Source organism: Fibrobacter sp., assembly GCA_017503015.1.
GTDB lineage: Bacteria > Fibrobacterota > Fibrobacteria > Fibrobacterales > Fibrobacteraceae > Fibrobacter.
On sequence record JAFVTX010000028.1, the window covers coordinates 1 to 22,185 of the forward strand.

Annotated in this window: 19 protein-coding genes; 8 read left to right on the forward strand and 11 right to left on the reverse strand. The window is 52.7% G+C overall.

The features are described 5' to 3' along the window. Positions 1-306 (forward strand): hypothetical protein (locus tag IKB43_05150; protein ID MBR2469527.1); only part of this gene is annotated, 306 nt, incomplete at its 5' end. Positions 307-564: 258 nt separating this feature from the next. Then, the gene (locus IKB43_05155) at positions 565-1,971 is read left to right on the forward strand and encodes a glycosyl hydrolase family 5 (protein ID MBR2469528.1); all 1,407 of its coding nucleotides are present in this window, start codon (positions 565-567) and stop codon (positions 1,969-1,971) included. Between the two features lie 74 nt (positions 1,972-2,045). Here IKB43_05155 and IKB43_05160 read toward each other — a convergent pair whose 3' ends face one another. From IKB43_05160 to IKB43_05170, 3 genes are all read right to left on the reverse strand, one after another. Next, entirely contained in the window at positions 2,046-3,635 is a 1,590-nt protein-coding gene (locus IKB43_05160; protein MBR2469529.1) for a hypothetical protein, read from the reverse strand. A gap of 84 nt (positions 3,636-3,719) precedes the next feature. Beyond that, entirely contained in the window at positions 3,720-4,613 is an 894-nt protein-coding gene (locus tag IKB43_05165) for a lysophospholipid acyltransferase family protein (GenBank protein MBR2469530.1), read from the reverse strand. Between the two features lie 20 nt (positions 4,614-4,633). After that, positions 4,634-5,242, reverse strand: coding sequence for a fibrobacter succinogenes major paralogous domain-containing protein (locus tag IKB43_05170; protein ID MBR2469531.1), 609 nt, complete (start codon positions 5,240-5,242; stop codon positions 4,634-4,636). Positions 5,243-5,304: 62 nt separating this feature from the next. Here IKB43_05170 and IKB43_05175 point away from each other — a divergent pair, with 62 nt between their 5' ends. Together IKB43_05175 and IKB43_05180 are read left to right on the forward strand one after the other, a co-directional pair. Continuing rightward, positions 5,305-5,982 (forward strand): DUF975 family protein, encoded by a 678-nt coding sequence (locus IKB43_05175; GenBank protein ID MBR2469532.1) that lies wholly within the window; start codon positions 5,305-5,307, stop codon positions 5,980-5,982. Positions 5,983-6,051: 69 nt separating this feature from the next. After that, complete coding sequence (locus tag IKB43_05180; protein MBR2469533.1) at positions 6,052-7,164, forward strand: DUF4434 domain-containing protein; 1,113 nt, start codon at positions 6,052-6,054, stop codon at positions 7,162-7,164. A 127-nt stretch (positions 7,165-7,291) separates the two neighbouring features. Here IKB43_05180 and IKB43_05185 read toward each other — a convergent pair whose 3' ends face one another. Then, entirely contained in the window at positions 7,292-8,614 is a 1,323-nt protein-coding gene (locus tag IKB43_05185) for an aspartate kinase (protein MBR2469534.1), read from the reverse strand. A 606-nt stretch (positions 8,615-9,220) separates the two neighbouring features. Between IKB43_05185 and IKB43_05190 the strand changes: the two genes are divergently transcribed. Beyond that, positions 9,221-10,174, forward strand: coding sequence for a sigma-54-dependent Fis family transcriptional regulator (locus IKB43_05190; GenBank protein ID MBR2469535.1), 954 nt, complete (start codon positions 9,221-9,223; stop codon positions 10,172-10,174). Here the strand turns inward: IKB43_05190 and IKB43_05195 are convergent. Beyond that, entirely contained in the window at positions 10,171-11,097 is a 927-nt protein-coding gene (locus tag IKB43_05195; protein ID MBR2469536.1) for a PorV/PorQ family protein, read from the reverse strand. The two genes, IKB43_05190 and IKB43_05195, sit on opposite strands and share 4 nt — an antisense overlap. A gap of 282 nt (positions 11,098-11,379) precedes the next feature. Between IKB43_05195 and IKB43_05200 the strand changes: the two genes are divergently transcribed. Both IKB43_05200 and IKB43_05205 read left to right on the forward strand, forming a co-directional pair. After that, positions 11,380-12,483: a glycosyltransferase gene (locus IKB43_05200; protein MBR2469537.1), complete on the forward strand. Its 1,104-nt coding sequence runs from the start codon at positions 11,380-11,382 to the stop codon at positions 12,481-12,483. A gap of 9 nt (positions 12,484-12,492) precedes the next feature. Further along, the gene (locus tag IKB43_05205; GenBank protein MBR2469538.1) at positions 12,493-13,848 is read left to right on the forward strand and encodes a hypothetical protein; all 1,356 of its coding nucleotides are present in this window, start codon (positions 12,493-12,495) and stop codon (positions 13,846-13,848) included. A 14-nt stretch (positions 13,849-13,862) separates the two neighbouring features. Here the strand turns inward: IKB43_05205 and IKB43_05210 are convergent, their stop codons facing one another. Genes IKB43_05210 through IKB43_05225 form a run of 4 tightly spaced genes read right to left on the reverse strand, consistent with a single transcriptional unit; the run spans position 13,863 to position 18,194 of the window. After that, positions 13,863-15,152, reverse strand: a complete 1,290-nt coding sequence (locus IKB43_05210; protein MBR2469539.1) for a CCA tRNA nucleotidyltransferase — start codon at positions 15,150-15,152, stop codon at positions 13,863-13,865. Then, the gene (locus IKB43_05215) at positions 15,152-15,616 is read right to left on the reverse strand and encodes a hypothetical protein (protein MBR2469540.1); all 465 of its coding nucleotides are present in this window, start codon (positions 15,614-15,616) and stop codon (positions 15,152-15,154) included. The genes IKB43_05210 and IKB43_05215 overlap by 1 nt, the downstream gene beginning before the upstream one ends. Before the next feature lie 12 nt (positions 15,617-15,628). Further along, positions 15,629-17,629, reverse strand: coding sequence for a hypothetical protein (locus tag IKB43_05220; protein ID MBR2469541.1), 2,001 nt, complete (start codon positions 17,627-17,629; stop codon positions 15,629-15,631). Between the two features lie 31 nt (positions 17,630-17,660). Continuing rightward, the gene (locus tag IKB43_05225) at positions 17,661-18,194 is read right to left on the reverse strand and encodes a sigma-70 family RNA polymerase sigma factor (GenBank protein MBR2469542.1); all 534 of its coding nucleotides are present in this window, start codon (positions 18,192-18,194) and stop codon (positions 17,661-17,663) included. A 173-nt stretch (positions 18,195-18,367) separates the two neighbouring features. On the opposite strand from IKB43_05225, the gene IKB43_05230 reads away from it, so the two are divergent. Then, complete coding sequence (locus IKB43_05230; protein ID MBR2469543.1) at positions 18,368-20,164, forward strand: thioredoxin family protein; 1,797 nt, start codon at positions 18,368-18,370, stop codon at positions 20,162-20,164. Between the two features lie 126 nt (positions 20,165-20,290). Here IKB43_05230 and glgA read toward each other — a convergent pair whose 3' ends face one another. Then, positions 20,291-21,520: a glycogen synthase gene (glgA, locus tag IKB43_05235; protein MBR2469544.1), complete on the reverse strand. Its 1,230-nt coding sequence runs from the start codon at positions 21,518-21,520 to the stop codon at positions 20,291-20,293. 86 nt (positions 21,521-21,606) lie between these two features. Beyond that, positions 21,607-22,173 (reverse strand): GTP cyclohydrolase I FolE, encoded by a 567-nt coding sequence (gene folE / locus IKB43_05240; protein MBR2469545.1) that lies wholly within the window; start codon positions 22,171-22,173, stop codon positions 21,607-21,609. Positions 22,174-22,185 lie beyond the last annotated feature (12 nt).

The following is a 22,185-nucleotide window of genomic DNA, read 5'->3' on the forward strand; positions in this document are numbered from 1 at the left end:
GCCGATGTTGCAGTGCGGCTTGCTTCTATCAAAATGTTCTTTTGCCATTTTATTCCTCTTCTTCAGCAGAAGGTTTATCGCTTCAAGTCAAGAAGCCTCAAAGACTTCCGTTACTTCGGAGAGCATAGGAAGCGGTACTCGCCGAAATTGAGCCACAAATTTAGTAAATCAAGAAATAATTGCAAGCATTTTTCTTTGATTTTTTGCAAAAACGGGGAATTTTGTGGTTCGAGCCCCTCGGTCCTTTCTGTAATGGGCGTCAATATTATTCACAAAGGGGTAGTAAGCGAAAAATGGCGAATTTAATAAGAAAAAGGCACATTTTGCATTGTCCCTGCCCGAATCCAACAACTTATCAACATATATTAAACTGATGGTTGTAAAAAAGGCAGCAAATGTGAATTGAATATGAAAAATTTGTAAAAAGATTTTTACAAAGTGAAAATTTTACAAAGTTTACATTTGAACTTGCATAAAAATCTTTTTTCATTCCCCGTTATTCAAAATGCATGGCTACATAACTATCTTGTTGCCAGGGATGGGGAAACCTAAAGGAAGTGTTTTATGCGTACTGCTTTTTTGAGCGGACTCATTTTAATTTCTGGTCTTGCACTCTTGGGAGGGTGCAGCAGCGACTCCCCCTCGCCCGTCACGACCTGCGTTGACTCTTGTGCCGAAAACCAAGAAATCGCCGAATTCGTGGTGACCAACAACTGTTACTGGCTGCCCAGCGACCAGAACATCCTTAATCAGAACTACCTCATTTACATTGACGGCAAGGTTACCGACACCAAGGGAAACGAGATCGGGACCTTTGACAGCGCCACAGGAACCATGACCCTGAACGACGGGACCACTGTCGAAAACATTGACCTGAGCACCTTGACCGAACTCACTCCCGAAAAGGTGGAACAGGCCAAGGAAGAAGTGCAGAGCGCAGCCTCTACCCAGAGCTCCCCCTCTTCTGAAGGAAGCTCCGCCGGAGGGAGCGGCAACGACAACAACTCAAGCAGCAGTGAAAGCCAAGGTACAAATAACAACGAAACTAACACAAGCTCCTCTACCGAGGAATCCAGCAGTTCTTTTGGAAAGGTTCAAGGTGGTGTCGCCGACCCGACAGGTTACCCTGTAGCCTCTTACAACAATTTGCTCGTTTCTCACGGCAGCGGGAACGGATGGAACTCCCGTTACTGGGACGCCTGCAAGCCCCACTGCGCCTGGTCGGAAAAAGTGGACGCAAACGCCAATCCGTACCAAATCGCCAGAAACTGCAGCATTCAAGACGAAGAAATTCCCGCTTTCACCAAGAGCGAAGACGGCACATGGCTCAAGGGAACCGTTAGCGCCTGTGACAACGGAGGCTTCGCCTTTGCCTGTACTGACATGATTCCCGTAGCCGTAAACGACACCCTGGCATACGCCTTTGTCGCCGGGCCACCTACCCAAGGTTGCGGGAAATGCTACCACTTTCAGTACGACGGCCATTTCCATAATGAAGGCGATTACAACAAACCCAAGGAAACACACAAAGCTTTGGCCGGGAAACACATTATCGCCATGGCCTCCAATATCGGACATGACGTGGATGGCGGTACCACCCAGTTCGACCTGATGGTACCTGGTGGTGGAGTAGGAGCTTTTGACGCCCTGTCACGACAAACCGGATTTGATATGCGCAATGGCATCGAGGGGTACGGCGGATTCCTAACCAACTGCCAGAGAGAAATCGGCACCGACGCCTCCCTTGAAGCTTACCAATCCTGCGTCAAAGGCTATTGTTCCCGCGCTTTCTCTAGCATACCCAACCTACTCCAGGGTTGCAACTGGTTTGCCGACTGGTTCATGGCGGCAGACAACCCCAACTTCTATTGGGAAGAAGTGGAATGCCCGCAATACCTGGTGGACAAGTACGTCTCTACAATCAACACCAGCCCAAGACTTGCAGACGCACCCAATTACCAGAACTTCTAATTACCTGAATTTAATAGACAAACTTAGCAGACAAGCCTGGGACCAAATCCCCGGGCTTTTTTGTATTGCCTGACTTAAGCAAGATGGAGCTTGCGGAGCACCTTGCCAAGGAGTTCGTTCAGAATATCCTTGGCATCCTTGCTGCCGAGATAGCGCTGGATAATGAGCGTGAGCACAAACAGCAAGATTCCGGCGGCACAGCTGTAGGCCACGAGAACCACAAGGTTTGCGCTGCGGACAAAACTGCCGGAGACATGGTCCAACCCAACCGCAACCCCAATCATGATAGCGAAGGTAAACAATGCCCGAAGCATATTCATGAGGGCCGCCCCCATGCCGTCGGTGCCGTTCTTTTTTGCCCACATCAAAATCATGGCGAGCACCTGGAGTATAGCGCCTGTCGCGCCGATAATGGGAACGCTCCTGATGCCAAGCCCTAGCTCGGGAGCGCCCAGCACGATGTAGGCGGGAATAGTGGCGGCAAAGATGCCCGTATTGAGAAGCGTGGGTATCCACATGCGTTCGCAGGCGTAAAAGCTGCGGACCAGCACCGCCTGGAGGCATAGCCCGAGACTCACGGGCAAGTACCAGCGAAGGATTTCGGCAATGGCTTCGGTCGTTTCGCGATGGAAAGCGCCACGTTCAAAGAGGATACGCACCGCAGGAAAACTGAGGGCCCACACGGCGACCACCGCCGGAATCAAGATGCAGAACATACGGGAGAGGCTTTTCCAGATTTTCTGGTTCAAGCTCACAAAGTCCCCCTCTTTGACTAGGCGGGCCATGTCGGGATAACTAGTGACAGAAACAGAGAAGCCGAACACCGCCACCAGCGTGTACATGACACGGTAGGCGTAGTTGAGGCTGGAAATACCTTCGGGGCCAAAATTCGCGCCGAAGCTACGGATGATAAATTCCAGGCCGAACATGGAACCTACGCCAAGGGACATGGGGAGCATCATCTTGAAATAGCGCACGATATCCGGGTGAGTAGGCTGGACGATAAATTCGTAACGCACACCGCCAATCCGGGCACCGAATATTTGCAGTGCAAAGAAGCCGATAAAGGCGCCCACCGGTACACCCCAGGCGAACCCCTCTAGGCCGAAATCCGTGCCAGTGTACTTACTGAGCGCAATTCCTACAGCACCTCCGCCCACAATGGCCACGTTATAAATTAATCCCGTGAGAGAGGGCACCAGGAACTGCTTGCGGGTATGCTGCACCGCCACCAGGATACTCCCCACAAAAATGAAAATCTGGCCAGGCAAGATGATACGGCCGTAGTAGGTGGCGCGCTCGATAAGTTCCGGCGTAGCGCCATCCACGGTCAACAACTGCAAAAGTTCCTTCATCCAGATGAAGGCGGGAACTACGAGGATGAGCAACGCTATTCCAAAAGTGTTCAGCACGTTGCTGAAAAATTTCCAGCCCCCCCTCTCGTCGCCGGCCACCTTGTAGCCCGTAAAAATCGGGATAAAGATAATGGACAGGAATCCGGTACTTACCACATGGTTCAAGATATCCGGAACCATGAAAGCCAGGTCCAGGGCGTTCTTCTCTAGGGACACACCCGCCGCATGGGCCAGGAGCATCTCGCGGAAAATCCCGAGGACACGGCTCAGGAGCATGGATACGGCAACGATGATGGCGGCTTTGTTCATTGGTTAGGGGCTAGGGGATAGGATCTAGGGGTTGGGATCTTGGGAGATGTGAAGTGTGGAATGTGGGGTGTGAGTTTAGTCTTCTCATAAATTAGAAAGATGGGAAGGCGGCGGGGCTGCGCAACTGTAAATTTCTGGCGTTGTGCTGTAGAATCGTCGGTGGGTAAAGCTGTACCACAGGGCAGGTTCTTTTGCAATGCGGGATTCTAGCCAGCGGTTGAAGGCCTCGATGACGGTTTCCCCCTCCCCTACCCGAAGCTTTTCGGCATGAAAGCGTTTTGTCCTTAAGTCAGGTTCTTCAATCCAGCAGATATAAAGCGGTGTTTCAGGGCGATGTTTCAGCAGAAAATCCGGCAGGGGATTCATGTGTGCCGGAGCTCCTAAAAATGTGCCGGACAGGGCGCTGGGAATGCGGCTGTCCTGGTCGGCCAGCAGGCAGAAAAGCCGCCCGTCTTGCAGCAGACGCAAAAATTCCCTGGGGGACCTGGCGTTCACGGAATAGGTCCTGCCGCCTACGGCACGAATACGGTTTTCTAGAATATTGTTAAGCCAGCCGGGTTTCACGGGAATATAACTTGCCGCAAGGGGGATGCCGAGGCTGCAAAGCCAAGGGCCCATGGCCTCGTAGTTCCCGTAATGGGCCGTCAAGAAAATACCGCCCTTGCGCATTTCTTGAAGTACGGTTTCGGAATCGGGAGCGATTTCGAAACGGAAACCGCCAAGGCTGTACGGGTAAGCGAGCAACTCACGAGGAAGCCTCTTGAATAGGGGGAAACAGAAAAGCAACTCCCCCGCGTGCCTGGCCAGATTGCACAAGAGCCGTTCATAAAAAAGCGGAAACTTGGTCCGTGCCACAGCAGGATTCCACTTGCAGGCCACGTCATAGTTTGCACGGACCGTAGGGCGTTTCCAGTTCAACAAGAGCAACGCCCCAAAAAGAACATAAGAAAAAAGCCGCGCGAGAAAGGTATAGACCATGGTACGGTAAATATAGCCCTTTACGTTTTTTTGATGCACCGGACAGAGCGGAAATCACCCTTGCCAAAAGCGTTCAGGCCTGCGGCCTTGCTGGAGAAATCCAGGAGCAGGTAGTAGGCAAGTCCGTCCGAGGTTTCCGTGGCGCTCCAGAAATAGGCGTATCCGCCGATACCGTCGTAAGCGCCTTCAGCAAGTGCACTGTCCTCGCCTTCATAAACGGCGCCACGATAGCCGGCAGGGAGCGCCTTGAAACCAAACGCGTCGGAGCCGTTCCCCTTCTTGAACCAACCGTCGATGGCTTTGAGAGCGTCGCCCGCTTGAGACGGACCGCCCGCCTGCACCACAAGCTTTGCAAAGTCCAGGCTGTCGGGAAGCAGCCAACCCTCGGGGCAAATGTTTTGCGCAGCTTCCCAAGTGTAGAGCCGCCCGTATTTTTCGCAGTTGCGGTTGTCTCCCTCGGGGCAGGCACTGCCGTCGGATTCATAGTCCAGATTTTCGGCCATCCAAGTCTGCGAACCGATTTGCACAATGTCGTATGATTTACCGTCACGCGGGTCGGTAAACGATTCGGAACAGGCCACTAGAAAGAACGTTGCCGCAAGTTCTATCAAAATGCTTTTCATTGTCATAGTGGTACGAAATTTAATTTATTATGTTTTTGCCGTAACGACTCAATAAGAAGGGAGTATATATGGAAAACGAAGAAAATCAGTTGGTAGCAGAACTGAACCGCAGTCGCTCTATGAACAATAGGGAAATTCAGGAATTTGCCTGGAACGCGATGAGCGGTCGCTGGCTTTACGGCGCCTTGACTTTGATATTGTTCCTGGCAGTCGTTATGGGAATCTCGACTCCGCAATTCTTTATGGAAGAAGGTTCCGTGCTTTATCAAGCCTGGGAAGTACTCTGTACGCCGTTTACATGGGTCTTGTGGATAGGCCTTGTCGCTTGCTATTTGAATTTGGCGCTGAAGGCTAAGCCATCTTATGCACGGCTGTTCTTGGGATACCGCAGCGTAGAATATTTTCTGAGGATCGTAATTACGGAAATCGCTCAATACATCATGCTCATCCTATGGTTCTTGCTCTTGATTGTTCCGGGCATCATGAAAGCTTATTCCTACACGATGACGGAATTGATTCTCGTCGAACATCCGGAATACTCTCCGCTTCAGACCATTACCGCGAGCAAGGAAATGATGTATGGCCACCGCTGGGAATTTTTCTGCCTACAGGCCCGTTTCTGGGCTTGGATGCTACTGGTTTCCTTTACTTTCGGCATCGCGGCCCTGTGGGTGTATCCGTACTATATGACCGCCAAGAGCAAGTTCTATTTGGAGCTGAAGGAACGCATGAAGACCGACGCCTAGGGCATCCCGGATTTTTTGGGGATTATGTTTACCATGCAACCCTTATTTCGACATACATTTTTCGCGCTAATGTGGTGCGTTTTTGTGTCTGTTGTTGGGCCTTCTGTAGGTACGGCTTATGCCGCAGGAATCGCGGGCGTATTCGATGCAGGTTGGACAACCGCCTACCAGTCACAGGATTCCATTACGCACATGCACCAACGCTTGCACGCGATTGGCATGGACCATGTCGTATTGCAGTATGCCGCCGTCGAAGCGACGCACCTGTATTACCCTTCGCAATTGGACTTTCTGCAGAATACGCAGTACAAGAACAATGAACTCTTCCCCAAAAGCATCGAGGCGGCAAAAACCGCAGGCACCAAGCTTTGGCTCGGGCTCTACTACAATGGCGAAAATTGGTACACCCCGCCAACTGCCGAGCAGCTTGACACGCTTACAGCAAGGAATCTGAAGGTTCTTGAAGAAATCCATTCACTATACGGGAACGAGACTGTTATCGAAGGCGTGTACATTCCGCAAGAGATTGCGCGTTACTACTGGGACAATCTGCGCAGTGACGCAACCCCGGAAATGCTCACGGAACATTTTCTGAAGCCGGTCACGGACGCCGCACAGGCGAAGGGCTGGAAGGTGATGGCGGCGCCCTTCTACAACCAGAACCTGGAAACTCCCGAAAAGCTGCAAACGTTTTTCGAGAAGCTCTTTGCCGCAGGATTCAAGCCCGACATCATCGCCGTGCAGGATGGCGTAGGAGCAAGTGACGCAGGCAAGCATCACGCCGAAACCGCGACCGTGGGCGGCTACGAACGCGCCATTGCGCAGGCCTGCAAAAAGTATGAAATCGAATTCTGGGTCGACATGGAACTGTTCCGCACCGATGACTCGCATGCGCTCGCCGACAGCGCAAGAATCTCGGCGCAGTTCGACACCGCATACGCCGCAGGCGCCGTAAAAGTCATCGGCTACGATCTTGCCGTTCTCGGGAACGCAGGTCTCGATTCCCTCGAAAAATGGCAGCTGAAGTCTAGCGTGGAACCGCAAACGGAATCCATCGGCTTACGTACCATCGAAAAAATCCATAACCCTAAAGCACGTCATGAAAGCAGTCCGCACAAACGCGTACTGTTCACAAAAGAAAATTCGCTGTACTACAAGGCAAACGGCGCAAGGGTCAAATAATTCCTAATGCAAATTGTTAGTGTCGCTCAAGAGCGAAACGGAAATAGAAAAACGGCCCGGATTTTATTCCGGGCCGTTTTTCGATATTGATTAAGATTCCCGCCTACGCGGGAATGACAATTGCGAGTTACTTCACAAACGCGCCGTAGATGGCCTTGATGGCCTTCTCGGTATCGGCTTCGTCAACACCGGTGATGATGTTGATCTGCGAAGAACCCTGGTCAATGATGCGGACGTTCACCTTGTTGTCGGCGAGAGCGGTGAAAAGCTTTGCAGCCACACCGATCTTGTTCGTCATGCCGTGACCGACAGTCGCGATGAGGGCGATGCCCGGGAACACCTTGATACGGTCGGGGCGCATCTGCTGCGTGATGTCTTCGAGGACCACGTCCTGCACGGCGTCGAGAGCCTTGCTATCCACCACGATGCTCATGGAGTCGATGGCGCTCGGGCACAGTTCGTAGGAGAGGCCTTCGCTTTCGAGCACGGCGAGCACGCGGCGGCCGAAACCGACTTCCTTGTTCATCATGGACTTTTCGATGTAGATCATCGAGAAGCCCTTGCGGCCGGCGACACCCGTAATCGGGAGCTTTGCTTCTTCCGGAGTGGGGCCGATGATGGTGCCCGCGTCTTCGGGGCGGTTCGTGTTGCGGATGTTGATAGGAATCTTCTTCGCGCGGCACGGAGCGATGGATTCATCGTGGAGCACGCTGGCGCCGGAGTAGGCGAGTTCGCGGATTTCGCGGTAGCTCACGTATTCGATGGGCAGCGGATTTTCCACAATGCGCGGGTCTGCCATGAGCATGCCCGAGACGTCGGTCCAGTTTTCGTACTTGGCGGCATCGATGCCGTTGGCAAGGATGGCGCCCGTGATATCGGAACCGCCACGGCTGAAGGTCTTGACTTCGCCACGGAGGTTGCTGCCATAGAAGCCCGGTAGCACGTAAAGCTGGTTTTCGTCGGAGAGGGTCTTCGCGATGTCTTCGTAGGTCTTCGGCGTAATGCGGTACTTGTCGTCGAAGGTGATCAGCGGGAAGGTATCGACGAAGTTTGCGCCCAGGTACTTGGCCATGAGGCGTGCGCACAGGAATTCGCCACGGCTTACCAAGAAGTCGGTGCTGACGGATTCGGGGTGGTTCTTTAGCTTGTCTTCGAGGCTGTCCAAGTCTTCGGTCAGCTTGTCTTCGAGACCCAGGTCCTTGCAGATTTCGTCATAGCGCTGACGGATCAGGTTCCACGGGGTCGAAAAGTCGAGGCCCTTGGAGGCGAGGTCGTAGGTGCTGTAGAGGAGGTCGGTAAGCTTGGTTTCCTTGGGATTCCTCTTACCGGGGGCGGAAACGACGATGACCTTGCGGTTCTTGTCGGATTCAACGATGGCCTTGATTTTCTTGAACTGGCCAGCATCGGCGACAGAGCTGCCGCCGAACTTACATACGATTCTTTGACTCATTTTTTCCTTTCGGGCCACCAAACCTCTCGGCTTCGAGCGCAGTCACTTTCCTCGCGACCGTCGTGCCCAAGCCTACCCATCTGGCCAGCCACTTTTAGGCGCCCTCTAAAAATTCATTCTCAAAAATTTGGCTGCGACTCTTCGTGCAGTTTCGTCATTCAAAGTGGTAAAGACTTCCAGTATTCACCACTTTTCATTCCTGCCTGCACTCGGTCTCGCTCAAATTTTCAAATCAAAGCAATTTTTATCGGTCGCCTTGGTTTAATGTTTGTCTATGTCTGCGACGGCATTTTACCGCCGCGCGGCACATATATAGAAAAAAAGCGCAAGACGAACAAGGGGTTTTAGGGGGCGGAGCCCCCTAGGAGAGGGGGTGGTGGAAGACGCGGCGAGGAACGGTGGCCCCGGCACCCTTCGACTACGCTCAGGGCAGGCCAGGCCGGGGTGACATCGGGATGAGGCGCGGCTGCAACCAGGGGGAGGCTTCCCCCGACACAAAAAGCAACTATCGTTTGCAAATTGTAAAAAAGGGGGCGGTTTTGTAAAAATTCGTAGAGCGGGTTCAAAAAACGTTTCGCATCTCCGTTTATTACATCGGAGGGCATAATGAAAGACCAACACAAAATGCTTGAAATTGCGTCGTTGTCCAACATCCCGGTGCTCTTGCAGGGGGAATCGGGAGCCGGGAAAGAGGTGGCCGCGCGTTTTATCCACAATCACGGCCTGCGGAAGGAGGGACCTTTCGTGGCGCTGAACTGCAGTTCAATCCCGAAGAGTCTTGCCGAAAGTATCCTGGAGGGTTCGGTAAGGGGCGCGTTTACAGGAGCGGTGGACGAGAAACTGGGGCTTGTCCGCTCTGCAGAAGGGGGCACCCTTTTTCTGGACGAAATCGGGGAACTGCCCATGGATACCCAGAGCAAGCTTTTACGCATTCTGCAGGAGAAAACGGTGACGCCCGTGGGAGGCGCCCAGAGTGTTCCCGTGAACTTCCGCCTGATATGCGCCACCAACCGGAACCTGAAACAGGAAATCTCCGACGGGAATTTCCGGGCGGATTTGTTTTATCGTATCAACGTTTTTCCCGTGGAGATTCCGCCCCTGCGCTCACGGCCGGATTTTGCCGACGTGGCCCACGACTTGTGGCGGGAGGCTCGAAGCCAAGTGAACGGGCTAGATTCCAGAAGTCGCGATTCCGGCAACAAACAGCGCGACCTTACGGCCGATGAGATGGAGCTGCTGAAGGCCTGTCCCTGGCCAGGAAACGTGCGCCAGCTGAAAAATGTGCTGCAGCGCTATACGGTGCTGAAACCCTATGATGTGACCCTTACCGAAATCTTGACCCAGGAATTTTCGCTACCGAAACTTTGCGAAAAAAATATCTGTTCGATTTACGTGACGGATTTCTTGAAAAAGCGGAAGAAGAAACCGACCTTCACCGACATCGAGGAGACGCTTTTGCTATGCAAGGGGAACAAGTGCAAGGCGGCGAAAAAGCTGGGGATTAGCCGCGGGAGCCTGTGCTACCAGCTGCAGAAGGGACGGGTGAAAGTGGCGAGTTAAAACCGCAGGCCCACGGCAATGTGGTGGTTGCCGCCATCGAGGGCAAGGCGCGGGGAGTAGCCGTAATCGAAGACAATCATGCCGAATACCACACCAAGGCCGCAGGCGACCCCTGTAGAGTAGTCGTCGCTTTCGTCTTTGCGGACTGATGTTCCCAGACGAAGCATCAGGGTTTCGGCGTAGGCGATTTCGGCCCCGAACAGCCCCTGGATTTCGGTATCGGCGCGACGGTAGGCGTCGGCGGAAACGTGGATGCGCCATCTTTCGGTCACGGGAATCATGCCCGTGATGCCCGCCTGGAGCGCCATAGGAGCGTATTCGTCTTCGCTGTCGTAGGCGGTCACATAGCCAGCGTTGGTGAGGGTCGCACCGAAGGCCATGTAGCGGTTCACCTTGAAGGAGCCGCCGATGTCGCCCAAGATGGCGTAGGCCGTTTCGTCTTCGATGGTCTGGCTTGCAAAGCGGGCGGTAACACCCCAGTTGAAGGCGGAATTACGGCTACCGAGGCCAAGCTGTGCGGCCCAGGCGTAGGCGCCATACTCCCCTGTCTCGAGACCGTTTTCGTCGCGACCTTCGATGTCGTCGTAACCCAGGTAATCCAGGCCTGCCGAGAAAGTGAATTTGTCCGCAAAAGGAAGGCCGTAGTAAACATTGATGAAACGGTCCGAACCCATGCCGTCAAAGACAATCTGGTTCAGGCCGAACTCCGGGGATTCTACGGTGCTCATGGCCAGCGGGTTCCGGGTCACTTCGGAGGCCCTGGCGGGGTCTGCAACGCCAGCTCCCGCCATGGCGGCAGTTCGCGGCGAAACCTGCAGCGCAAGAAACTTCATGGTCACGCCACCCGGGTCCACGTTCCAATGCTCCCCTGCAAAAGCGAGGGAGCCTGCGGCCATGGCTGCGGTAAGGAGTTTCTTGAACATACGGCTACAAGATACAAAAATAGACGTAACGTAGGACATAGTCCAACTGGTATTAGGGGCTAGGATCTAGGGGTTAGGGAGATGTGTAATGTGGAATGTGAAGTGTGAGATTAGTAATGAGTTGCCAGTTATGAGTTGTGAGTTCTTATAGTAGCGCCTTTGACGCCAAATTATGGACTGAAGACTGATAACAGACGACTGATAACTCAGGGGCTCCCTTCGAGTATTAGGTCGGGGTTTGAGGTTCGAGGCGCGAGGCTTTTTTCTAAATTTTGGTCCATGCTGAGCGTCGTTGTCCTGACCGTGCTCACCGCAATTTATGCGGTTGCCATTCTCACGTTTACCGTGGGGATTATCCGCACGCACAGGCACAAGGGGAGCGCCACCCCCTACGTCTCCGTGGTCATTCCCATGCGAAACGAAGAAAAATTCTTGCAGCGGACCCTGGACGCCCTAGCCGCCCAGGAATACGCAGGACAATACGAGATTATCTGCGTCGACGACCGCTCTACCGATTCCACGGGGAAAATCCTGGACGATTTCGTCGCGACCCACGGGGACAAGTTCCGCGCCATCCATCTGGACCCGAACCTCCCCAAGGTAGAGAGCCCCAAGAAGCGGGCCCTGGAGGCTGGTTTCAAGGAAGCCCGCGGCGAAGTCCTGCTGATTATGGACGCCGACTGCGTGCCTACCAAACGCTGGCTTGCCTCCATGGCGGGTAGGTTCGAAGGGAACATCGCCATCGTGCAGGGGCCAAAGCGGAACACCGGCGGATGGAGCCCCGTGCATCAGTACCAGAGGCTCGAGACCCTGGCCTACACCTCCATCGAGGCCGCCGGATTCAGCCTGGGCCACCCTATGCTGGCCAGTGCCGCATGCCTCGCCTACAAGAAGGACCTGTTCTTCAAGGTGGGCGGTTTCGGGGACCTGGTAAACCTTTCCAGTGGCGACGACGACATGCTCATCCACAAGATGATCAAGGAACCGGGCGTGGAGTTCTGCTACAACCTGAGCGCCGACGCCCTCATAGACACGGCCCCCGTGGATTCCCTGAAGGCCCTGTTCTTCCAGCGGGCACGCTGGAGCAGCAACGGCACCAAGTACGACAGCCACCTTTACACGCTGGCGCTTTCCCTTATCTACACCTTCCTGGTCTGGCTTCTGGTGAGTCCTTTTTTGGTGGCCTTCGCGGACTTCCCTATCGCCTGGTTTGCCATCCCTATGGGTGTGAAGGTCCTGTGCGATTTGATTTTTCTCACCTGCGCCGCTGTGAAGCTCCACTCCAAGCGGCTGTTGCTGGCTCTGCCCGTCACTGAAATCATGCAGGTGCCCATGAACGTGTTTGCCGTTCCCTTCGGGCTGCTAGGGCTGTTCAAGTGGAAATAGGGCCTGCGAATGTGCCTAGCCAAGTGTAAAAAGTTCATCCCGCTCGGCGCCATTTTTCTAGCGGCCTTTGCCGTTTTCTGTAAAATCAATTATTCCGACGGTGATGACGCCTTCTTTGACAGCTGCGTCAAGAGTATGTCGTTTCTTGAATACCTCAAGGAACGTTACCTGACCTGGACAGGCCGCATCGGCGGAGAGACCGCCATCTACGTCACCTTTACTCTGGGAATCTGGTTCTGGCGTGTGGCGAATGCCTTCATGGTCACCATGCTCCCGACCCTCGTGTTCCTGATTTTCAAGAAGATTAATCCCGGCGATGTCGGCGCAAAACCTACATGGAGCGATCTACGCCTGTTTCTCTTGACCTGCGCAGGATTCCTGCTAATGGACGTAGTCACCTTCGGGCACGCTGCCGTCTGGGTCAACGGTTCCGTCTTTTACACCTGGGCATTGGTCAGCGCGCTCCTGTGCATTTACCTCACCTTGGACTGCTTTATTTCCGGCACCGATTCCACAAAAAAAATCCTTGCATCGATTCCCTTCGGCTTGTTTGCCGTCTCGTCAATAGAACAAATAGGATTTTTCTTGTTGGCCTACTTTGCAGGCGGCATCATCTTCAACAAACTTCAAAAGAAATCTGTTTCTTCTCTGCTTTATGTTGAATCCTCCGTCTTACTTGCCGTTTTTGCCATTGTCCTTACTGCCCCCGGAAATTCCCTGAGAATCGCAGCCGAAACAGAGACCTGGTTCCCCGCGTTCAAGGAGCTTTCCGTCGGGGAGCACGCCTTTATTTCGGCCCAATGGCTATTGTCGTCTTTCGCCAACGAAGGCAAAATCTTCTTCGCACTCATCTGGATTGCTGCCCTACTTTCCGGAGCAGCCAAAAACAAGCCGATTGTCATAGCGGCTGCGCTATTTTCTGCAATAGCACTCCTTCCGCTGGCAGGAATCACCCCGCTTGCCGACATGGGTATCAACTACATCGACCCTGCCGTAAAACCCGAAGTTCTCCCTAGCCTTGCACAAGCGACCCCAATGAACATCCTTGCTATGACTTGGTGGTTTGCTGCAACGGCCTTCACCCTGTTTTTAATCCAAAAGCATCTCGGAGCAAAGAGCGCAATCCTCTTTATCGTGGCTATCCTTTGCGAAGCCATGATGTTTTTCTCCCCAACAATCTATGCATCGGGCGAAAGGGTTTTCTATGTCACCGACTGGATTCTCGTATTTATCATCTTGAATCAGGTTTCAAAAATCCCGTCTGAAAAGCGCAAACTAATTTTCTTTTCCTTGGCCCTTATCTTAACAATACTGAACGAGGTCACTCAGGCCTCCGAGCTGCTTGCAAAACTGAACGGGAATTAAAAGGGACGGGTTTGCTAAAGGCCTAGTTTGGCCTTGGCCCAGGTCTCTGCCTGTTCTGCATCTTGCAGCTTGCCGTCTAGCTGGAGTTCAAAGCTTTCGCGAATCAGGTCGCCAAACTGCTTGCCGGGTTTTAATCCAAGTGACATCAGGTAGCGGCCTGTAAGGTAAGGCTCCGGAGCGTTTTCAAAAACGCCCAGCTCAAGGGCCCGCGCCTTCAATCGTTCCACAAAAGCCGTGCGAGCCTGTTCACCGAACATCGGGTTAGAAACAACAAGAATGCAGTATTCCCGCAGGCCTTCCAGCGCAACGGACAGCCGGCGAATCTCAGAATCGTCAAGGAACGCGCCTTCGGGAGAAGCCGTAGACGAATACCTCAACAGCTTCGGAACGTTCCGCAGGAGCTTCACTTCGTTGGTCATGCCCGTTAGGAATTTCTCCCAGTCTTTGGCACAGGAATTCCCCGAAAGGAGCGCTGCAAAGGCCATCGCCATCCGAGACTCCTCGGGCTCGGCGGCCGCATTTCTGGACATGTTGTCCAGGAACTGTCCCAGATTTTCGTAGCTGCCAGCCAGGGGTTTCACCTCCGGGAAAAACCGCAACAGGTCCATTTCCAGAAATGCCCGCAGGCCCAAAGAAGGTTTGCCCGGCTTAAGGAGCCACTTCTTGAACTCCTCGTAAATCCTTTCTTTGGAAAGGTCCTCCAGGGAAAGGCTCTTGCAAAGTTCCGCCGTTTCTGGCGCAAGCGTCAGTTCGAAACGGCTAGCGAACTGCACACCCCGCAAAATTCGCAGGGAATCTTCGGCGAAGGCATCGCTCACATGCTTTAGCCTGTGGGCCTTCAGGTCTTCCACTCCTCCGTAGGGATCACAAAGGGTAAGCTCCGGAAGTTCCATGCCCATGGCGTTGATGGTAAAGTCCCTGCGGAGGGCCGCCTCCTTGAAGCTGAGCTTTTCGTCGGTATGCACCACGAACCCGCGGTGGCCATAGCCCACCTTGTTTTCTGTGCGGGGGAAGGAAAAGTCCAACGAAAGGCCTTTCATGGCCAGATGAATCACGCCAAAGGCCTTGCCTACCAGGTTCGTGCGGCCGTACTTCGAAAGGAGCGGCACCAGGGCGTCTTGCGCCATGTCGTAAACTTCGATATCGTAGTCCCGGCAGCTCTTGCCCAGCATGGCATCCCGAACCCAGCCGCCCACCAGGAAGGCGCGGCCGCCTGCAGCACGGATATCGCCTGCAATCTTCAGCAGGCGTCCCGGAAGGTCGGGCGAGAATTCGTCACCCGAAAGTGTGCGGACCGTAACCATTATTCTTGCGGAACCTCGCTAGCCGTACTATCTACGGTTGCGGAACTGTCTGCAGGTGCAGAAGCACTTTCTGTTGCCGTGCTATCCGGCAAGGTCGCAGGCTTCGGCGTAGCGGAACTGTCCGAGGGAACGGCGGCCGTAGTATCCCGAGGCACCACCGTCACTGCAGAATCAGATGCCGTATGAATTTTTGATGTCGTATCCTGAGAAGCAAACCGTTCATAAATGCTGCGGCGTGCCTCGGCCGAGCCCTGCTTTTTCTTGGCCTCTTCTTCGCGACAGGCCCGCAACTCCTCTTCCATAAATGCGCGCTGGTCTGGGGAATAGGACATGCTGTTATAGCGGTACTCTATTTCGTCGCAGACAACGCCCTGACGTTGCCCAGCACAAGAAGCCAAAAGCAATCCACAAGAAAACAGTGCCATTAATGCGGCTGCCAATACCAAATACTGTTTCTTTCCCATTGTCACCAACCTCTAATGAATCAATATAATTTTTCCCGTTTTTTTCTTGGACCCTTTGCGGACCACGTAATGGTAAACTCCAGGAGCCACAAGTTTCCCGGTCTTGTCGGTGCCGTCCCATTCCGCACGGCCACCCAAAACGTCACTATCGTAAAACGACCTTACCAACGCCCCGCCGCGATTATAAACACTTACGAAAGAGTCTTCTGAAATATTATCAATAACCAGACGCTGGCCATGCTTAGGTCTAAATGGATTCGGATAAGCCTTTACTTCTGCGGGAGCTTCCGATGTCATCATCTTTTCGGCATTTCTCAGGTCTTTTCGGGAATAGCGAGTCACGCCACCATCGTGGGCAAACCAAATCATACCCTTAATAGGGTCAATTGCCAAATCATGAACCTTGTTACTCAATAATCCCTGCTCCGTAGTCCATCGTTCTGCAGCTAGGGTATCCCTGGATTTTTTTTGCTTTGACAAACGAAACACGCCTTGGTCGGCAGTTCCAAGCCAGATATTTCCTTGAACGTCTCTATCCATGGAGGTATACTCGGCGCCAATCAACCCTTTTGTCGAGCTAGGCTGAACAAGGGTATCCCTGTCTTCGTCCATGTAGGCGAGGCTCCCAACGGTAACCATCCATAAAGCATTGTCATCTTTATCAAAAACAAAATCCAAGGGTGCCTTTCCACCGGGTGTGGCGTAATTTTTCTTTTCGGAAACCGACAATCTACCCCCATTTTTTGAGGGTGGCGGCAACCGGAAGACATCTAATGAACCTCCCAATGAAACATAAAACGCCTCCCTAGAGGAAACATATACCAGCCATTCTCCCGTTTCTGCATCAATCTTTGCCGCAAGAGTTCCGACAATAGGGGAGGAACCTATTTCAGAGAGGCAACTGATATCGCCGTCTTTTGTGATATATGCTAGGCCATAATTTTTTTGGCCAGATGTCGCCACCAAAAATCCGGAACTATCTGGAGCGACAGTTGTTCCCATGGCAACAGTAAAATCATTTAAGTATTCGTCTAGGCAACTATTCTCGTCTTGTGGAGTCCAGGCCTTAAAGAGAGTATATCCGTTATCCCTAAAAAGGAAAAAGCCCATTCCCCACACATGAGCGAGCAATAAACCATTATCCAGGGCAGACAGAATTTTCATCCGGTTGTCATAAGACCCGGTATAACTCCCCACACCATTCCAAATCGGGACGCTATTTTGCCAATTGTACCCATCACTATACGCCATCCAGCCATTTGATGTAGCGGCAACAATTCCCCCACCTGAAACAGCTGCTATTTCGTAAACACTGTCCAGTGCATAATTGTTAAAAAGAGTTTCCCGTTCGATTTTTGAAATGTCCTGTTTTTGACTGTCAAAATAACGGTCAGCATCCCTGATATTTTTTATTTTGGCCCACGAAGTCGGGTCTACCAGCCGCACGTCGGCTCCCATATTATCCCAATTCATTTTGCGGCCATACATTTCGGTTCCCAGAAGAACAAATAGCGAATCGTCCTTAATGGAAATTTTTTGAGGCGACCTTGTAACCAAGGAGGTATTTCCAATTTTATCTATCGTCAGAATAAACGAACTTTGATCGGTGTCAAAAAAGGCCAAGCGATCTTCAAAGGCGATAACCAAATTGTTTTTTTCCGATATAACCTGGCCTGGAACTACTTGAACTTTTTTATTCAGATAAGAGCGATTTGCAATGCTCCAGCTAGCGGTTTTCTTATCGAATGCCGCAACTAATCCATACTCCGAAACGGCATATATTTTAGCATCCGTCTGCGCAACGCCCATAAAGGCAGTGGCGCCTAAACCATCTGCAGAAGTCCAAAGCCTTTTTATCCTAGGTGTTGAAAACTGGACGCCACCACCTGTAGCCAAGACATATCCCGAATCGTATGGAATAGCGGAGTATACCGGCGATGGTTGGGAAAAGACTTTCCACTCGTCGGCCAGAACAGTGCTTGTTAAAAGCAACAAGGCAAAAATTAACCGCATTAAAGGCACTTTACAAAATTACAAAAATGCACTAGCCCAGCAAAACATTCCGGGCTCTTTTAATGGCCGATTTTCTCCTTTTGGTTATAGCACTAAAAGACACCCCGTATAGGACGCTCAATTCTTCTGTGGATAAGCCCTTGTGGAATGTCATATCGATTAGTTCTCGGTCGCTCCTAGAAAGGGAATTGACCACTCGCTGCAATTCGTCATTTTTTTGATTTCCCTCCCGATAAAACACCGAACTTTCGGCAGGCAGGGCCATGTAGTCCCCCACTACATCTGAGGCTATAGAAAACGGCATCATCTTTTGACGGAATCGGACATAGTCGTAGAAACAATTCCTAAAAACCCGAAATAGCCAGGGAAAAACGGAATCCCCATATTTTATGCTCTTTGCGCATTTGAAAAAACGCAGGGCGACATTTTGATAAACATCCTTGGCATCCTCGCTACTTTCGCAACTCATCCTGCACAAGTTGTAAATTTGAGGTGAATATGTCTTCCATGCTTCTTCCACCCAGTTGCCGTTTTTTGTATCTTTGTTTTTGCTCGTTTGCTCCATTGTTCCCTTCCGTTTTTTGACGGCGAAAATTTATGAAATTGAATCTGAAAAAACGAATTTTTGAAAAAATGGCAAACAACTGTTGTCAAGATTCAAACAATTGTTGCCTCTTTGCAAAATATTGTTACCTGCTGCTGGTGTTTGCAACGACTGTTTTCGCCCAGGAATTCAACATGAATTCCATGCCGCCTCCCGAAATGCAGATGGAGTATTCGGCAGGGGCGTTGAAAGATGGCGGAACCCTTACCGTAACCGTGACCGTTCCCGACAAATGGCATGTAAACGCCAACAAGGTCACCGACGAATTCTTGAAACCCTCCTCTGTCGAAGCCCAGGCCGAAGGGCTTGAATTCGGCGAAGCGGTTTGGCCAGAACCTATAAAGGAATACAACGAAGCCCTGGAACTGGAAATCTGGACTTTCCGCGGGACGTTTTCCGTAAAGATTCCGGTAAAAACTGTTGACGGAACAAACTACGACAGCCTTGGCACCAGCGTCACCTTTAATTACCAGGCCTGTGACAACTCCATCTGCCTCGCTCCCGCAAGCAAGACCATCTCATTAGACGGATCGTTAAACGGTGGTGCGGTAGGCGCTGGCGTAAAAAAAAACGATTCTGAAATAGGTGCGGTTGAAGGTCGCACAGGCGAAAGTCGTGCAGACGCCAGGGAGAACGGCGCAGGCAGTGAGGCCGGGCTTGCCGACGGTGCCTCCGCCAGTATTGCGCTCTTGCTGTTTTTTGCCTTCGTGGGCGGGATTATCCTGAACCTGATGCCTTGCGTTCTGCCGGTGCTTTCCTTGAAGCTTTTCAGCCTGATCAAACAGGCAGGAGAAAGCCGCGGACGGCTCCTCGCCTTGGGAGGAGCCACAACGGCGGGCATCCTGGTGAGTTTCTGGGTGCTGGCCGCCGTTGTCGCCGCCGTCAAGGCCGGCGGCGGGTCCGCGGGCTGGGGGATGCAGTTCCAGAGCGCAGGCTTTATCGCCTTCATGGTGGTCATCTTGACCGCTTTTGCCATGAGCTTTTTCGGAGTCTTTGAAATCTGGCTCCCCTGGAGCACCACCACCAAGATGGACAGCGCAGGCCAAAAATCCGGACTTGCGGGAGCGTTCTTTACGGGTGCGCTCCTGGTGCTCCTGAGCACTCCCTGTTCCGCTCCCTTCCTGGGTACCGCCATGGGGTTCGCCTTCGCGCAGACCACGCCAATCCTGTTCTTGTTCTTTAGCGCAGCAGGCCTTGGTCTTGCCCTCCCCTATATGCTGGTGAGTGCCTTCCCCGGCGTACTTAAAGTTTTCCCGAAACCTGGCGTGTGGATGGTCCATCTGCAACGGGTAATGGGCGTCTTGCTGCTTGCAAGCGTTGGCTGGCTTTTCTGGATTGTAAATGAACAGGCGGGAATTACAGGCGTAGAACTTTTTGCCGCCGTCGCTATTGCAAGCATCGCCTGCTCCGTATTGCTCGGGAAATTCGCAAAACCGGGAACCGCCTTTATCCGCGAAGTTGCGGTAGTCATTCTCAGTAGCGTCGCACTGTTCTCCCTCTGGTTTGCAGGAATTGCTCCCGAATACGAGCGGGCGGCCATCGCCACCTTCAACGCCCGCATGCAACAGCAAATGACCGAAGACGGGTGGTTCCGCTACAGCCCTGCACTCATCGAAGAATTTGCCAAGGCGAAACGGACAGTCTTTATCGACGTTACCGCCGACTGGTGCCTCACCTGCAAGGCCAACGAAGCCGCCGTCCTTGAAGACGAAGACTTTGTCCGCGCCATGGACAGCCTGAACGTGGCCCTTGTAAAGGCGGACTGGACCCGGGAAACCCCCGAAGTCAACGCACTTCTGCAAAGTATGGAAAAATCAGGGGTGCCTACCTACGCCATCTTCCCCGCCGGAGACGCCTCCAAGCAGATTGTGCTGCCGGAGTTGCTCACGGTAGAGGGGATTGTAGAACGGATTACAGAAAGCAGGGAATGAAATGTGAAATTAGTAATGAGTTATCAGTCATCAGTTATGAGATGTAACGTAGACAAGATGCGCTGTAAATCAGAGACCGGACGCTACTCACAACTCATAACCCATAACTCACTACACATTTAAAGATTACCGCTTGCCTTCTTTCTTGTACCGCTCGATGCATTCGGCGTAGAAGTCAAAGGTCTGCTTGGCAATGGACTTCCAGCTGAATACGTCGATGGCCCGCTTGCGGCTCACCTCGCCCATCTTCTTTGCCAGTTCTGGATTTTCAAGAATCTTGTTCAACTTGCTTGCAAAGTCCGTCTGGAAAGCCTTGGGATCTGCCGGGTCAAAATCCGTTTCGGAGACGTGCTTCAAGGGCACCAAAAATCCGGTCTCGCCGTCCACGATAATTTCGGGAATGCCTCCCACCGCAGATCCTACCACCGGAGTGCCGCAGCTCATGGCTTCCAGGTTGATAATGCCGAAGGGTTCATATAGCGAAGGGGTCGCGAAAACGGTAGCGTGGCTGTAAAGCACGCGAAGTTCCTCGTGAGGAACCGCCTCCTGGATCCACACCACGCCGTCGCGGGTCTTCTGCACCTCTTCGATGAGGTTCTTGCACTCGTCGGCAAGCTCGATGGTATCGGGAGCGCCGGCGCAGAGCACCACCTGGGCGCTCTTGTCGATTTGCGGAATGGCCTGGATCAGCTGGCTGATGCCCTTCTGGCGGGTAATGCGACCCACGAACAATACATAAGGACGCTTGGGATCTACTCCCCAATTGGTCAAAATATCTTCATTGAAAGTCGGTGCATAAAAGTCCGGATCGATGCCGTTGTAAATCACCTTCACCCGGTCTTCGGGCACGCCGTAAAGCTTCATCACGTCCCGTTTCATGCCCTGGCTTACGGCAATCACGCCGTCGGCAGCCTCATAGGCCGTGCGTTCAATCCAGCAGCTCATGGCATAGCCGCCATCTCCCAGCTGTTCCGCCTTCCAGGGGCGGTGGGGTTCCAGCGAGTGGGTGGTGAGAATCAGCGGGCACTGCAAAAGACGACTGGCAAGCACTCCACCAAAGTGGCTATACCAAGTGTGGCAGTGAATGACATCGATATTGTCGAGGGCTGCCGCCCACTGGAGGTTGATGTCCAACGGCTTGAAAATTTTCTGGAAGCGGTCGTCCTTCGGGTTCAGGCCCAACTTCCGCGAGAAACCAATCGCACGGATATTGTCCTCGTCAATATTCTGGTCGCCAAAACAGCGGGCTTCTATATGACAAAGTTTTGCCAGTTCCTGGGTCAGGAACTTGACGTGAATACCTGCACCGCCGTAAATCTCCGGCGGAAACTCGTTAGTAAGAATAGCAGCGTTCATAATTAGTAGGCCGTGGTTAGTGGTTAGGCCGTAAGGCCGTGGTTGGGGCAGAAGGACCCTCTTACAGGATAATTATACTAAAATCCTTACCGAGGGGCATATATGCGGGACATAAATTCCGCACGGGTCTTCTCGTCGGTCTTGAACCTGCCCAAAAGCTGGGTCGTGACCATGGTGGCGCCGGGCTTTTTCACCCCGCGCATGGTCATGCACATGTGAGATGCTTCTAGCACAACAGCCACGCCCTTCGGGTTCAGTTCCTTCTGGATGAGTTCCGCAATCTGGCGGGTCATACGCTCTTGAATTTGCGGGAAGCGAGCATAGAACTCCACCACCCGGGGAATCTTGGAAAGGCCCACTACGCAGTCGCCCGGAATGTAGGCCACATGGGCCTTGCCCGTAAACGGCAGAAAATGGTGTTCGCACATGCTGGCAAACTCGATGTCCGGCACGATAATCATCTCGTCGTACTTTTCGTGAAAGCGCGTCTTGAGGATATCCTCGGCTTTCATTTCACCCGAAAGTCCCGTCATAAGTTCGGCGTACATCTTCGCCACACGACGGGGCGTTTCCAGCAATCCTTCACGATTCGGATCTTCGCCCATGCCGGTAAGAATCATCCGAAATCCGTCTTCCATCATCTTTAAATTCATCTGGCTATCCTT

Excerpts from the sequence above, each read along its gene's own strand:
- IKB43_05155 (MBR2469528.1), top strand. The coding sequence starts at position 565 with ATGCGTACTGCTTTTTTGAGCGGACTCATTTTAATTTCTGGTCTTGCA.
- IKB43_05160 (MBR2469529.1), bottom strand. The coding sequence starts at position 3,635 with ATGAACAAAGCCGCCATCATCGTTGCCGTATCCATGCTCCTGAGCCGT.
- IKB43_05165 (MBR2469530.1), bottom strand. The coding sequence starts at position 4,613 with ATGGTCTATACCTTTCTCGCGCGGCTTTTTTCTTATGTTCTTTTTGGG.
- IKB43_05170 (MBR2469531.1), bottom strand. The coding sequence starts at position 5,242 with ATGACAATGAAAAGCATTTTGATAGAACTTGCGGCAACGTTCTTTCTA.
- IKB43_05175 (MBR2469532.1), top strand. The coding sequence starts at position 5,305 with ATGGAAAACGAAGAAAATCAGTTGGTAGCAGAACTGAACCGCAGTCGC.
- IKB43_05180 (MBR2469533.1), top strand. The coding sequence starts at position 6,052 with ATGTGGTGCGTTTTTGTGTCTGTTGTTGGGCCTTCTGTAGGTACGGCT.
- IKB43_05185 (MBR2469534.1), bottom strand. The coding sequence starts at position 8,614 with ATGAGTCAAAGAATCGTATGTAAGTTCGGCGGCAGCTCTGTCGCCGAT.
- IKB43_05190 (MBR2469535.1), top strand. The coding sequence starts at position 9,221 with ATGAAAGACCAACACAAAATGCTTGAAATTGCGTCGTTGTCCAACATC.
- IKB43_05195 (MBR2469536.1), bottom strand. The coding sequence starts at position 11,097 with ATGTTCAAGAAACTCCTTACCGCAGCCATGGCCGCAGGCTCCCTCGCT.
- IKB43_05205 (MBR2469538.1), top strand. The coding sequence starts at position 12,493 with ATGTGCCTAGCCAAGTGTAAAAAGTTCATCCCGCTCGGCGCCATTTTT.
- IKB43_05210 (MBR2469539.1), bottom strand. The coding sequence starts at position 15,152 with ATGGTTACGGTCCGCACACTTTCGGGTGACGAATTCTCGCCCGACCTT.
- IKB43_05215 (MBR2469540.1), bottom strand. The coding sequence starts at position 15,616 with ATGGGAAAGAAACAGTATTTGGTATTGGCAGCCGCATTAATGGCACTG.
- IKB43_05220 (MBR2469541.1), bottom strand. The coding sequence starts at position 17,629 with ATGCGGTTAATTTTTGCCTTGTTGCTTTTAACAAGCACTGTTCTGGCC.
- IKB43_05225 (MBR2469542.1), bottom strand. The coding sequence starts at position 18,194 with ATGGAGCAAACGAGCAAAAACAAAGATACAAAAAACGGCAACTGGGTG.
- IKB43_05230 (MBR2469543.1), top strand. The coding sequence starts at position 18,368 with ATGAATTCCATGCCGCCTCCCGAAATGCAGATGGAGTATTCGGCAGGG.
- glgA (MBR2469544.1), bottom strand. The coding sequence starts at position 21,520 with ATGAACGCTGCTATTCTTACTAACGAGTTTCCGCCGGAGATTTACGGC.
- folE (MBR2469545.1), bottom strand. The coding sequence starts at position 22,173 with ATGAATTTAAAGATGATGGAAGACGGATTTCGGATGATTCTTACCGGC.